A 13,919-nucleotide genomic window follows, 5' to 3' on the forward strand; every position below is an offset into this window, starting at 1 on the left:
TTTACCCCTTCTTCTTTCGAGATATAACTGATATAATCTTCGTTCATGGGAAATCCCTACCTCTTCAACCAAATCAACCATTACTTTGAAACAGGAGAAATCCTACCTGATTTGACTTTTGAAGACAAGATGAAAATCGCCTACGAACATTTGAAACGCTTGATTAACCTCAAAGGAGAAAACGTAGTAGTTCGTGAATTCCGTGGCCTCGCTCCTCACTACCTCCATGGAACATCTGGCGCTGCCAAACTCCGTGAAGCCATTTCCCAAGCTAGCACCCTAGCAGAGATTGAAGCCCTCTTGCAATTGGAGAATGTTTAATAGTTTAAAACCCGTAACTATCTTAAAGTTTACGGGTTTTTGACTGTAAAAAATTCAAATACTAAGGGTTATTATTGACTCAAAGCAACACTGGAAACCTTACCATCTGCTCCTGTTGTAATTTGGATGATTTTTCCTCCACCGATTTTGGCATTATACTTACCATCGTCAAGGGTATATGAATAGCCTTTGATAGAGTAATTTTCCTTCTTGCCATCAGCAGTTTCTACTGTAAATTTACCCCCTGATAATACAGTAATCGTTTCACCATTAGCTCCCTTCCAGTTACCTGCTGCAGATGAGAAATCACCATCAACCATAGTTAAGACACCCTTGTAACGTTTGTTACTTTCTGCCTGCTTATCTTGAAGTTTGCGGTCAGTTGCTGGATTGTAAGCTTTCTGGTTAGCTTGTGATTGAATAGCTTGTTGATTCTCAGAAGTTTGAACAGAGACTTTTTGATTAGATACTTCTTGTACTTTCTTTGGTTCAGAAACTAGTTTTACTTGAGATCTGATTTCAGCGGTTGAGGACTGATTAGGAGATACTTTAGATTTTTCTACGACAGTTGCACCTGAAGATTTCTGAGTCTCATTTTCTTTTTTAGAAGATACTGTTTCAGATCTTGATAATTGACTGGTTTTTGCGGAACTGTTTGCTGGAGTCGTTTCTTTTTTGTTGCCACAAGCTCCTAATAGTATAGTTGATGCTAATACTGTAGCTGCCATTAATTTGATAGAGGTTTTCTTTTTCATTTTTCTACTCCTTGTTACTATTTTTGACTCATTTAGCTTAGCATCTTTATACAAGCTAGATACACTAACAAAAAACTTAGACAACTTAACTAAACTTGCTCCTACTATTCTATTCGTAATCTAATAGAAAAAACAGAAAAAGTTTCCTATTTTGTTTAAAATTTTTTAAATCGCTCTTGTGTAATCGCTTGCATCTTTAAATGCAAAGGAATATAATGACATTGAAATAGAATATAGGAGGTGTAGGCTTATGTTAAGCAAATATTACAAGTATCTTCCTTGGTTGATTTTGGGAGCTTTCTGGTCTTATCAGTCTGCAATTCGCTACGCTCAGACTACATTTGATTTATTTTACTTAATAACCATTTTTATGATTGTAGATATAGCTTTATTGTACTTGCACGAAACCTATTTAAAATATAAATACAAAGATTTATTCATTCGCATCATGAGCAATTCTAAGAAAGATAGCCACCCATAAAAATAGTCGCAAGAGAAATTTCATCTCATGACGGTAAATAAAGAGGCCGGGAACTTTTTCCCGACCTTGTTTTTATTTCAATCGATAGGTTTTTCTTGGTTTCTTTTTAGGAACTCGTTTAAGTCCGACCTCTTCTACAAAATCTCCATATTTTACAAGAAAATTATTGCTGACGATTGGTCGACCTGGATTGATAAGATTGACTAATTCTGTCCCTTCATAGACAGTAAACTCCTCCTCTAACAGATAGAGAAAGGTCGGATTCCAGTCGAGACGCCCTTGGATTCGTCTGATAGACTCTTGGATAATCGCATAATGATCAAAGGCAAAATCCTTCTCTTCCAACTCTAATCCGTCCAAGTAGCATTTTCCTGTCTGAAAATCCATATCTACAAAGACCACATCCTTAGCATCATCCCCTGCTTGCGCCAAATCAAGTGCTTGACTGGGCAAATAAATCAAGTGAGCAATGGTCACTGTCCAGCCACGTGGATCACGGCCGGGGGTCGATACGGTCATCAATTGCTCGATTTTTTCTAAAGGAAGATCGAGATTGACCTCTTCTTTCACCTCGCGCTGACAAGCATGTGCAGCATCTTCTCCCTTGTCCATAAAGCCTCCAACTAAGGCCAAACAGTTCTGATAAGGGTGAGCCTTGCGACGAATTAGTAAAAGCTTGATCTTTCCTTCGAGAAAGCAATATGCCACCATATCTACTGTCACACTAGGCTTTTCATATTGAGGAAGTTCTTGCTTGTAGTACCAGTCTAAAAATTCTTCCTGACTTGCATGAATTTCAAAATATTCTTTTTCTGTCATCCCAGCTGGAATCATCGTGTCTGCCATGTTAGGCCTCCTTACGAACTGCCTTAGTCCATTGGTACCAACCCACTAGACTGTTGAGTGTGTAGACCCAGTACATCCCTTGAATATGGATATTTTCACCCCACCAAAGGTAGATACTAAAGAGGTTGGTTGCAATCCAGAAAATCCATTGCTCACGGTAGAGACGAGTCATCAAGAGCTGGCCAACACCATTGGTGGCATCAGTAATACTATCACGGAAAGGGCGAGCACTATGGATACTTTGGTAAGCTAAGCCCATACCAATCCAAATGATAGCAGTCAAGACCAAGTACTTGAGCCAATCCACCAAGGATAATTTCTTGGCTTCAAAGTGGGATTCTGCTGCTTTTTCTTGTTCATTGATACGATTGGATAACCAAGCATAAAGACCGATTGGTTGCATGACAAAGAAATAAACAGTTGTCAAGACTTCTCCATAGAAGGTCGCATTCATAGCCAAAATCAGATAGATAGCCGAATTAATAGCACCAAAGAGATAGTTGCTAGCCCGTCCTTCTGCAACTAAGATAACACAGACAATCCCCGTCCAAGAGGCAAACAAGCTTAACCAATCGTGACTATCCGTATTTTGAGTGAATTCCAAGATTAAAGGAACACTCGACAAGGCAATTAAATACAACCACTGGAAGAGACTACGTCCCATAAAGAGATCTTTCCAGAGCAGGTTCATGATTCCTGCAAAACCGATCTTACAAGCTTCTGCATGGACATTTTTAAAGTTTTCGATAAATTGTGTGATTTTTTCAGTTAATTTTTTCATATTTTTCTCCTAATCTGCTTGGTAAATGGCATCAATAGCCTCTTTTGCAGTTTCGTAATTTCCAAGATAATCACTAGATAGATAAACTAGTGGAATGGTTGGCAAGTAGCGCTCCCTCATCTGATCCAAATGTTGTGAGAAACTGTGACGAATGTGATCTTCTGCCATGGTCATATCTCTAAAACCGTCATTGACATAGGAGCCTACAGGTTGTACAAAGAGAATCAAGTCCCATTTTTCCTTGGATAAAATCGAGGCAAAAAGATTGTCAAAAGTCTCTCCTGATAAGTCCCCTTGATCCTCTGTCTCCATGTAATAATCATAGTAACCCTTGGTCACCAAGGAATTGGTATCAGCGATGACCAAGCCCCTATTGACACTGCTATCGATCAACTTTGATGTCTGATCGTACTGCCCCAAGAGGAGATAATAGTAATCCTTCGGAGTCAACTCATCATCTCGAACATTATTTTTAATCTGATACTCACGCGCATATTCCAAACTAACTGGAGCATCATAATATCTGCCCAAATCCTTTGCAAGAGTCGTTTTCCCATTGCTGGCACTTCCCATGATTAACACTTTTTTTGTAAATTGACGACGGAAGGGCTGAGCGATGTATTTCCAATACTTGCTTGGATTTTCTCGAATCATACTTGCTGAAATTCCAAATCTTCTTTCTTGTAAGACCGTCTTAAAACCACGCTGTTTCAGCTCTTCTTGATATTCCTCCTCTCCTACAAAGAAGGTCAACTCTTGCTGATTTTTATCATAAGAAATTTCTTCTAATATTTTCCCTAACCACTGATCCCAGCCCATTGGGTAACGAGGAATATTTGTCTCATCCAACTTACAAACCGAGGTCAATTCATCATCTCGAAAAGCCTCTCGGATATAGCGAAATCTCTTTTGAAGAGTTAAGCCTACCTGCTCACCACGATCCCCCTCATATCCTGAAACCACTACCCAAACTTGATCACACTGACGTTTAGCTCTCTGAATCAGATCAATATGTCCCCGATGGAGAGGAGCAAAGGCCCCAAAAACCACACCAATTTTCCTTTTCATACCGTTCCTTTTTATAGTTTTTAATATTTTTATCTTCTACCTTTTTATTATATACTATATTTTTATTTGGTCAATGGTTTTTTATCATTTTTTATAAAAAGGGTTCAAAAAAGAATCAGGGAATCCCCTAATTCTCATTTTTTAAGCAATATCAAATTTTAACTGACCAGCTTTAACGCCGATCTTGAGGGTCTTACCAGCCACCAGTTCCCCCTTGAGAAGGAGTTCTGCTAGCTTGTCCTCCACTTCTGTTTGTAGAGTTCTACGGAGTGGACGTGCTCCCATTTCAGGATTGTAGCCTTGGTTGGCTAGTAATTTAAGAGCAGAAGACTGTAATTTCAAATCAATACCTTTTTCTGCCAAACTTGCTACCAAAGGTTTGACCATAATTTTCACCACTTCTTGCATATGATCGTTCGATAGGCTATGGAAGACAACCTTTTCATCAATACGGTTGATAAACTCTGGTCGATAAGCCTTTTTCAACTCTTCGAACATTCGTTTTTCCATATTTTCCTGGTCAAAACGGATATCCTTAGCTCCGAATCCAACGGTCTTATCATCACGAAGGGCTGTTGCACCAAGGTTTGAAGTCATGATGATAATGGTATTTGAAAAATCAACCTTACGACCCTTACTATCTGTCAAGACACCATCATCTAGCACTTGCAAGAGAACATTAAAAATGTCCGGATGAGCCTTCTCGACCTCATCAAAGAGCAAAACAGAATAAGGTTTGTTACGGACCTTCTCCGTCAATTCCCCACCTTCTTCATAACCCACATAACCAGGAGGCGCTCCATTGAGACGGCTGGCTGCAAATTTCTCCATATATTCACTCATATCAAAGCGGATAAGGGCTGATTCGTCATCAAAAAGAACTTCTGCCAAAGCCTTGGCTAATTCGGTCTTACCGACACCCGTAGGCCCTAGGAACATAAAGGAACCAATTGGACGCTTGTGACTGCGAATTCCTGACTGATTGCGACGAATAGCTCGACTGATACTAGACACAGCCTGATCTTGACCAATGACCCGTTTATGGAGTTCTGCTTCAAGATTTAGATACTTCTTAGCATCCGTTTGAGTCAGTTTTTGGACTGGAATGCCTGACAAACGACTTAAGGTAGTCAAAATATCAGACTCTGTTACCAAATCTTTATAAACTGGCACTTCCTCTTCTTTTGCAATTAGTTGAGCAGCTTGTTTCCACTTGCCATCCATCAAGGCCTTGTCAGCTGGACTCAAACCTGAATCGTCTGCTTTTACATGCTTTGCCTTATTTTGCACTGTCGCAGCTGCTTCGTCTAAAAGGTCAATAGCAGAGTCAGGTAAATGGCGACTAGTTAGATAACGGTGAGCCATCTTCACAGCTGTTTCAACAGCATCATCTGTTATTTGCACACGGTGATGTTTCTCATAGGTCGCTTTCAAACCTTGCAAAATGGTCATGCTGTCTGCCACACTTGGTTCTTCAATCGTCACCTTAGCAAATCGACGAGAAAGGGCGGCATCTTTTTCGATATGTTTTTGGTATTCTTCCTGAGTAGTTGCACCAACTGTTCGCAAAGTCCCACGAGCCAAGGCTGGCTTCAAGATATTAGCCGCATCCAATGTAGAATCAATCCCACTACCAGAACCCATAATGGTGTGGAGTTCATCTATAAAGAGGATGACTTGGCCATCTTCTTCAATATCCTTGATGATATTGTTCATGCGCTCTTCAAAATCTCCACGGAAACGTGTCCCCGCAACGACATTCATCAAATCAAGCTCTAACACGCGCATCTTAGCCATTTCTGCCGGTACATCACCACTAGCAATACGCTGGGCCAAACCAAGTGCCAAGGCTGTTTTTCCGACACCAGCATCTCCAACCAAGACAGGATTATTCTTGGTCTTACGGCTTAAAATCTGAATCATACGTGAGATTTCCTTGTCACGGCCGATGACTGGCTCTAACCTGCCAGAACGAGCCTGATCTGTTAAATCATGAGTATAATCCTCAAGACCTCCGCTTGGAGTCTGTGGCATACCCATCATATTAGCCATAGAATTTTGTTTATCAACCACAGTACGATGGCGCTGGCGAAGTGCCTTTAGATCCTCTCTTGTCCAGCCTGCACGATCCTCTAGATTACGACGAAGGGCAGCAATCTTGACCTGATCTTTCTTGTCTTCATAAGAAAAGCCCACTCTCTCCAAGATACGAGTTGCTAAGGCATTGCCATCATGCAAAATCGCATAAAGAACATGCTCTGTCCCCAAAATCTTTGCATGTACCACTGAGGCTACATATTCAGCTTCTGCAAATAAGACTTCTAAACGATGAGAAAAAGGCAATTCCTTATATCGTTCAACTGGATTATAAACAGTTTCTGTTAGCTCTGAAGCAACCTCTTCCAAACGATCAATCTCATAGGGATAATCATTTAATGTTGCACCTGCCACACTATAGCCATGATTTGCCATGGCAATCAACAAATGCCATGACTCCAGATAATCAGCTCCAAAGTGACTAGCAACCATGTAGGCACTTTCGATACATTCATTCAATGCTTTTGAATAGTTCATCTTACTTCCCTTTTCTATCTACCTCTTGTAAAAGCTGTCGGAGCATATTAGCTCGAAGGACTGGAGCTTCTTCTCCTAAAACGCGATCCAAAGCTACTGATAGCAGCAAATTCATCTCCTGCTTAGTCAACAAATCCTGTTCAAACAAAAGTTGTAGAATATCTTCATAAATTTCTTGACTAATCTGCTCTCCAATCGAGTAAAGCAACTCCCGAAGCATTTCATGGTGACTCGAAAACTCAATCCGCCCAATGCGAATATAGCCACCTCCACCACGCTTACTCTCAACTAGATAACCTCTACTTTCTGTAAAACGTGTCTTGATAACATAGTTAATTTGGCTTGGAACAACTTGAAAAGTATCCGCCAACTGGCTTCGCTGCAATTCCACGATACCAGATTGATCTAAAATGGCCTTGATATAGGCCTCAATATGATCGGATGTATTTTTAAATCTCATAGCAAAGCTACCTCTTTCTTTTAACCTTGACTATCTTTGACTATACTATCATTTAACACTCTATAAGTCAAATTTTTAAGGCTCAACCATTGAAAATACTGACTTTCTATAAAAGACTGATCCATATAATCACCCTTGTTTTAAAATGTCTATAAAAATAGTCCCTAAATGGGTTACTCAACCGGATATAAACAAGCACACCGTAAACACATGAAAACGCACAATTTATGATTTTTGATTTTACCTAAATCGTTAGACTGTTGAAAAAGAGTTGGCAAAGAATAATCTTCACCAACTCCTTATTTTTATTGATTTAAACCTAATTCTGCTAATATTTTTCGTTTATAGGCAATCTTTTGGACTTCCTTGTCCTCATCTTCAGACCAATCTAGTTTGACTTCTGAGACAATTTGCCCAGGACGATTCTTCAAGATATAGATACGATCACTGAGATTAAGAGCTTCCTCGATACTGTGAGTAATAATCAAAGTCGTCAGTTGCAACTGCTTATGAATCTCTAGGTACCAAGCATGGAGCTCCATCTTAGTCATCTCATCCAAGGCGCTAAAAGCTTCATCTAAGAGAAAGAGCTTGTGCCCAAAAAGGTAGGTACGAAGCAAGGCCACACGTTGGCGCATCCCACCACTCAACTCATGAGGGTATTTATCCCTTACAGCCGTCAACTGAAAAGTAGCGAGTATTTCATCCGCACGAGAAATAGCTTCAACCTTATCCACCTTTTGAATCAAGAGGGGTAAAATGATATTGCCAAGCACCGTCTTGTGCTCCAAGAGCAGATCCTTCTGCAACATATAACTCACGCGCCCCTTGGGATTCTCCTCGCCATCAAGGACAATTCTTCCCGACTGGACTTCTAAAATTCCTGCAATCAGATTAAAGAGGGTGGTCTTTCCTACACCACTTGGACCTAGGATAGAAACCACTTCACCTGAAGTCACCTGCAGGTTAATATCCTCCAAAATCTTCTCCTCACCATAGGCATAACTGACGTGTTCAAGTCTAATTTCTGTCATTATTTTACAAATTCATTAGTGAAGCCTTTGTCTGTCAAGTCTTCTTTAAGGATACCATTTTCTTTATCCCATTTGTAGAAGGCATTCCAGCGAGCTGCATCAAATTGACCCCATTTCTCCTTGTCGCTTGCGTATTCTTTTGATAAGTATTTTTGAGATTCGATGACAAAATCACGTTTTTCTTTGAGCTCAGGAGCATTCTTAATCAAGATATCTGCAGCTTCTTCTGGGTGTTCCATAGCATATTGGTAACCTTTTTTGATAGCTTGGATGACTTTACGTGCTTCTTCTTTATTGTCTTTCAAATAGTCGTTGTTAGCAATGATAACTGGTGAGTAATAGTCAAATTCTTTAACGTAGTCTTTCAAATACATGAAGTTAGCTTCTACACCTTGAGATTTAGCAAGGATTCCATCCCATCCATAGTAGATCCATGCAGTATCAAATACTCCATTAGCAATTGGTGTGATAGAGTTTGAGTCGTTATTTGGTACTTTTTCAACTTTTTCAAAATCTCCACCTTGAGATTCTACCAAAGTTTTCAACATAGCAAGTTCAGTTGGATCATTCCATGTACCGTATTTCTTACCAACCAAGTCCTTTGGACTAGCTACATTGTCAGCTTTACGAGAGATGATTCCTGATGTATTGTGTTCTACGATAGCTGCAACAGCAGTGATCCCTGCCCCTTTTTCCAATTTCTTAGCCATGTAGTCTTGGAAATAAACTGCAAATGGTGCCTTGCCATTGATAACCAAGTCAGAAGAGCTTTCTTCTGGCGGAAGTTTCAAGTCCACATCCACTCCAGCTTCCTTGAAGTAGCCTTTTTCCTTAGCCACATAAAGACCTGTATGGTTGGTATTTGGTGTCCAGTCTAGGATAAAGTCAATCTTCTTAAGTTCTGCTTCCTTATTATCCTTAGAAGCAGTTCCTTGACCACAAGCTACAAGCACAACAGCTACAAGAGCTGTTAAAACAGTTAAAAACACTTTCCATGTTTTCTTCATTTTCTTTCCTCTTTTCTTTTTCAGAAACATTCTTATTCTATGAACGTTTCCATTTAATAACATATTTCTCGCTGATATCGACCAACTTCATACCCAGAAGACTGATAATCGATACCAGAATAATAATAGCAAACATGGTATCATACTGAAACAGTTTCTTGGACTGAATCATGTAGACACCAAGACCCTCAAAGCCTCCTAACCACTCAGATACCACGGTTGTGATAAAGGCATAAGAGACACTAACCCTCAGACCTGCATAAAAGTAGGGCAGACTGACTGGGATTTTAAAATGCCAAAGGATTTGCCAAGGTTTGGCCCGCATCAGACTAAACAAGGTCAGCATATCCTTGTCACAATGCCTAAAACCGTCCAAAATGCTGACGATGATAGGAAAGGTTGTCGTTAGGATAATCAAAACTATCTTGGGCAAAATCCCATAACCTAGCCACAAGACCAAGATAGGAGCTATGGCAATGGTCGGAATGGTCTGGACGACCACCATCATAGGGTAAATCAGGTCATTGAGCCAAGTCAAACTATCCATAAATACAGCCATGAGACAGGCAATCAAGACTCCCAAAATTAGACCTAGCAAAGCCACTCTCAAGGTCGCCCAGCTATGGTGCCAGAGAAATTCTCTATCACGCACAAAAGACTGGAGGATTTCAAGAGGGGTTGGTAGGATAAACTTGGGGAGAAGTTTTAAAAAACCTGCCAACTGCCAGAAAGATAGGACTCCTAAAAAGCCTAATAAGCTAATATGACGTCTCATTATACTTTTCAAGTTTCTCATCGATGCTTAAAATCTCTCCTACATTTATTTTGACATTGGCAAAGACATTGTCTGCCTTTTGTCCTGCCACTTCAAGCGCTTCTTTGAGAATACGCATGAGTTCATCAAATTCCCCTTCCAAGACGGTTTCAAATGGTGTTACCACCATAGTCACTCCTTGAGCTTGCAGATAAGCAATGACTTGATCGATAACAGCTATCCGGTCAATCCCCTGAGATAAGGGCAAGACTTGCAAGGCAATGCTTGCTTTCATAAAAACCTCCTCCTCTCAGTTCTTCTTTTGCCAAAAAGAAAAACCTTTCCTATATATGGAAAAGGTGTAAGATGTGACGAAGTATCCTTACCTACGCTGGCATTACCCAGATCAGGTGCGGTCGAAGTTTAACACTTCCTCTCAGACTGTACACAGACTCCCATATATTATATAGACATATGATAGCGCATAATAAAAAAGATGTCAAGGAAACTGCTTACAGAAAATTGTGGAAAAATTTTCTTAATAGTTCATACCGACTTATCTCATCATCCCCAATAAAGAAAACACGGAATGTATTAGCAAAATAAAAAAGAGCTAGATTACAAGTAATTTAATAAAAAGAGAAGGAAATGTTTCCCTCTCTTTTATGTTTTTGATGACTTAGTTTTTACGTTTGGCAAATGGAAGGGCACCGAGTACTAATCCAAGGAATCCTACTGATGCCAATGCAGCATTTTCTTTAGTACCAGTATTTGGAAGTCCTTTTTTAACTTCTGTTTTTGTAGCTGGTGCTTGGTAAGTCTGATCTTGCTTAGTTCCTGCCGTTGTTAGTTTATACTCTGGAACATTATTTACAGCTGGTGTACCTGTTTCTCCATATGCTGGAACATTATTCACTACAGCGTCTTCACCATTTGTAGATAGAGGTCCTGTATATTCTGGAACTTCTGTTACATTATTTAACCATGCAGCTCGGAATTCTTTTAATTCTTTTTTAGTGTCATCTAGAGCTTTTTGAAGACCTTCTTTAAAGTAATCTTCAGCACCGTTATTTTCGGCATCTTTAAGATCAGATTCAAGCTTAGCGATTTCATTTTCTAAACGTTTGATTTCATCTTTAGGACCTTTAGCTTTTTCTACTGGTGCTTCAGTTTTTGGTGGTTTTGGAGCTTCACCTTCTGGTTTATTAGGTTCAGTTGGAGGTGTTGTATCATTTACTCCACCGTTGAATTCAGGATCAGTAGGTTGAGTAGGTGCATTATCATCGTTAACAGCACCAGTAAATTCAGGAACGTCGTTAACCGCAGCTTCCACAGCATTAACACCACCATTGAAATCAGAGCCATTATCCCCAGCAGGAGAGTCACTCGGATTCACACCACCGTTGAATTCAGGAGCGTTAGGAGCACTTGGAACTTCGTCAGGTTGTTTAGCATCATCAGAAGGTGCATCACTAGGATTTACACCACCACTGAAGTCTTTAGGTTCTTCACCTTTAGGAACTTCTTTTAAGTTTTCGATATAACCTAAAGTTGCGTTGTAATCGTCAGTTAGTGTATCAATTGCATCTTTACGCGCTTGTAATGATTCGTTAACTTCGTCAAATTTAGCTTGAGCTTCATCAACAGAAGCTTTAGCAGAAGCGACAGAACCTTCTAGTTTAGTTACAGCTTCTTGCAATCCATCTTGGATAGCTTGATCCGCATTGTTTTTCTTAGCAGTTTCAAGAGCAGTTTTAGCTTTTTCTAACGTTTCTTTTTGTTTTTCTAATGTAGCATTTTTCTCTTCTACTACCTTAGCTTTTTCAGTAGCATCTGCTTTATCTTTATCAGCTTCTTTCGTTAATTTTTCAATTTTTTCAGCTAAATCATCAGCAATGTCTGTAAGTTTTTCAACAATTGGTTTAGAAGCTTCTTTTTTAGCTGCTTCTTCAATTTTTTTAGTTTCGTCAGCAGTTAATTCTTTAGTTTTATAAGCTTCAGGAGCTTTATCTTTTGTGTTGGCATCGTTGAGGAATTCATCTATAGCTTGAGTAGCTGTAAGAACCCCATCTTCAATCGCTTTTAATAAGGCTTCTTTACCGACTTCAGCTTTTGCTTCTTCGATAGCTTCCGCTTTATCTTCAGGCTTGATGCTATCATCCTTGTTGACTTTATCTTCAGCCTTTTTTTCAAGATCCTCTAAAGCACCTTTCAAAGCTTCTAAGTTATCTGCTTCTTCTTTTTTAGCGTCTTCTTCTTTTTTAACTTCTTCTTCAACTTTAGCTTTCGCTTTAGCTGCTTCTTCTTTAGCCTTAGCTAATTCAGCTTCTGCGTCAGCTTTAGCTTTGTCTGCTTCTTCTTTTGCTTTTTCTGCAACTTTTACATCTTCAGCTTCTTTTTTAGCTTTAGCTGTAGCTTCTTCTACTTTTTTAGCTTCTTCAGCTACTTTCTTCTCTAATTCAGCAACTTTAGCATCAGCCTCTGCTTTAGCTTTAGCAGCTTTTTCAGCTTCGGTTGGTTCAGCTTCTTCCTCTGGAGTTTCTTCAGCTGGTTTAGCTGGTTCTGCAGCTTCTTTTGCTTCTGCTTTTTTTACTTCTTCAAGAAGATTATCACGTTTTTCAGTTAAATCTTGAATTTCAGCTGTAGCATCTTGAACTTTTTCATCAGCTTCGTCAAATTCAGATTTGGCAGTATCACGTTCTTTTTCAATCGCAGTTACAGCTTTTTCTAATGGTGCTGTGATATCTTCAGCAAATCCGTTTTCTTTAGCGGATTTAAGAGCTTCTTTTGCTTCTTTTAAAGTATCTTCCTGTTTTTTTAGTGTTTCAGCTTTCTTTTCAGCATCTGCTTTATCTTTATCAGCTTCTTTAGTTAATTTTTCAATTGTTTCAGTTAAATCATCAGCTTTGTCTTGCAATTTTTCTGATTCAGGACGAGCAGCATCCGCTGCTTCACCTTCTTCAATTCCCGCTTGCACCTCTTCAGGAAGCTTGTCCTTAGATACAGAGGTTTCTGTTTTAATTGTTGGATTAGTATCTTGTGCTTTTTCAGCATCATCTGCTAACTCAGCAAGAATATCAGAAGCAGTTAATTCACCAGACTCAACAGCCTTTAATAATTCTTCTTTTGCTTTTTTATCAAGCAATTCGTTATCAGGCATTTGTTTTAAAGCTTCAGTTAAAGCTTCTTTAGCTTCAGCTTCTTCTTTTGCGGCTGCTTCTTCTTTTGCGGCTGCTTCTTTTGCTTTAGCGTCAGCTTCAGCTGCTTTAGCTTTAGCATCAGCTAATTCGTCATCAGCAGTCTTTTTAGCTTTTTCAGCTTCGACTTTTGCAGTTTCAGCGTCAGCAGCTTCTTTTTTCTCTGTTTCAAGTTTAGCAGCTACATCAGTTGCTGTAGTAGTTGTTGTATCTACTTTTTCTTGCGCTGCATCAACTTTAGCATTAGCTTCTTTTTCAGCTTCTTTAGCTTTTTCTACTTCAGTTTTTGGAGTTTCAGCCGCAGGTTTAGGCTTAGTTTCTCCAGTAGGTTGAGTAGCTGTTGGTTTATCATCAGCTTTCACGACTGACGGTTGAGAGGCAACAAAAGCCGCTCCCAAAACAGCCACACTAGCCAAACTAGTTAAAATCATTTTCTTTTTATTCATCCTTTAGACTCCTTTTTGAGCATTACATTTAACTACATTGTAACTCTTTTTTAAAATATAATCAAGTAATATGTTAACGTTTTTATGAATACTGTGTTTATATATCTAGAAAACTAAAGAGCCTGAGACAAAATAGTTCTCGACCACAAAAAAGCTAGAGCTTTCCAAATGTGGAACTCTAACTTTTTAATTTTG

At 39.4% G+C, this 13,919-nt stretch carries 12 protein-coding genes, 1 pseudogene and 1 riboswitch; of the genes and pseudogenes, 2 read left to right on the top strand and 11 right to left on the bottom strand.

Annotated elements, in window-relative coordinates; translation table 11 throughout:
• Window positions 1-45: 45 nt before the first annotated feature.
• Window positions 46-321: pseudogene (locus tag QZ114_RS09480) on the top strand (tRNA-dihydrouridine synthase); the annotation flags it as partial.
• Window positions 322-392: 71 nt separating this feature from the next.
• Here the strand turns inward: QZ114_RS09480 and QZ114_RS09485 are convergent.
• Window positions 393-1,076, bottom strand: a complete 684-nt coding sequence (locus QZ114_RS09485) for a hypothetical protein (protein ID WP_295502609.1) — start codon at window positions 1,074-1,076, stop codon at window positions 393-395.
• Window positions 1,077-1,326: 250 nt separating this feature from the next.
• Between QZ114_RS09485 and QZ114_RS09490 the strand changes: the two genes are divergently transcribed.
• A complete protein-coding gene (locus QZ114_RS09490) occupies window positions 1,327-1,557 on the top strand; it encodes a hypothetical protein (RefSeq protein WP_295502611.1) in 231 nt (76 codons plus the stop codon).
• Window positions 1,558-1,629: 72 nt separating this feature from the next.
• On the opposite strand, the gene QZ114_RS09495 is transcribed toward QZ114_RS09490, so the two are convergent.
• From QZ114_RS09495 to QZ114_RS09540, 10 genes are all read right to left on the bottom strand, one after another.
• A complete protein-coding gene (locus QZ114_RS09495) occupies window positions 1,630-2,403 on the bottom strand; it encodes an NUDIX hydrolase (protein ID WP_295502613.1) in 774 nt (257 codons plus the stop codon).
• 1 nt (window position 2,404) lies between these two features.
• Entirely contained in the window at window positions 2,405-3,184 is a 780-nt protein-coding gene (gene pnuC, locus QZ114_RS09500) for a nicotinamide riboside transporter PnuC (RefSeq protein ID WP_295502615.1), read from the bottom strand.
• A gap of 9 nt (window positions 3,185-3,193) precedes the next feature.
• Entirely contained in the window at window positions 3,194-4,252 is a 1,059-nt protein-coding gene (locus tag QZ114_RS09505; RefSeq protein ID WP_295502617.1) for an AAA family ATPase, read from the bottom strand.
• Between the two features lie 141 nt (window positions 4,253-4,393).
• Window positions 4,394-6,826 carry an ATP-dependent Clp protease ATP-binding subunit gene (locus QZ114_RS09510; RefSeq protein ID WP_295502619.1) on the bottom strand — a complete coding sequence of 811 codons (2,433 nt, stop codon included), beginning with the start codon at window positions 6,824-6,826 and terminating at the stop codon, window positions 4,394-4,396.
• A gap of 1 nt (window position 6,827) precedes the next feature.
• Window positions 6,828-7,286: a CtsR family transcriptional regulator gene (locus tag QZ114_RS09515; RefSeq protein WP_295502621.1), complete on the bottom strand. Its 459-nt coding sequence runs from the start codon at window positions 7,284-7,286 to the stop codon at window positions 6,828-6,830.
• Between the two features lie 305 nt (window positions 7,287-7,591).
• Window positions 7,592-8,320 carry an ABC transporter ATP-binding protein gene (locus QZ114_RS09520; protein ID WP_295502623.1) on the bottom strand — a complete coding sequence of 243 codons (729 nt, stop codon included), beginning with the start codon at window positions 8,318-8,320 and terminating at the stop codon, window positions 7,592-7,594.
• Window positions 8,320-9,327, bottom strand: a complete 1,008-nt coding sequence (locus QZ114_RS09525) for an ABC transporter substrate-binding protein (RefSeq protein WP_295502625.1) — start codon at window positions 9,325-9,327, stop codon at window positions 8,320-8,322. The genes QZ114_RS09520 and QZ114_RS09525 overlap by 1 nt, the downstream gene beginning before the upstream one ends.
• A 37-nt stretch (window positions 9,328-9,364) precedes the next feature.
• Window positions 9,365-10,123 carry an ABC transporter permease gene (locus tag QZ114_RS09530; protein ID WP_295502627.1) on the bottom strand — a complete coding sequence of 253 codons (759 nt, stop codon included), beginning with the start codon at window positions 10,121-10,123 and terminating at the stop codon, window positions 9,365-9,367.
• Complete coding sequence (locus tag QZ114_RS09535; RefSeq protein WP_295502629.1) at window positions 10,086-10,376, bottom strand: MTH1187 family thiamine-binding protein; 291 nt, start codon at window positions 10,374-10,376, stop codon at window positions 10,086-10,088. Before QZ114_RS09535 ends, QZ114_RS09530 begins: the two co-directional genes overlap by 38 nt.
• Window positions 10,377-10,447: 71 nt before the next feature.
• Window positions 10,448-10,550, bottom strand: a riboswitch (TPP riboswitch).
• Window positions 10,551-10,760: 210 nt separating this feature from the next.
• Entirely contained in the window at window positions 10,761-13,724 is a 2,964-nt protein-coding gene (locus tag QZ114_RS09540; RefSeq protein WP_295502631.1) for an SIALI-17 repeat-containing surface protein, read from the bottom strand.
• Window positions 13,725-13,919: the final 195 nt, after the last annotated feature.

Source organism: uncultured Streptococcus sp. (assembly GCF_901875575.1).
Classification (GTDB): domain Bacteria; phylum Bacillota; class Bacilli; order Lactobacillales; family Streptococcaceae; genus Streptococcus.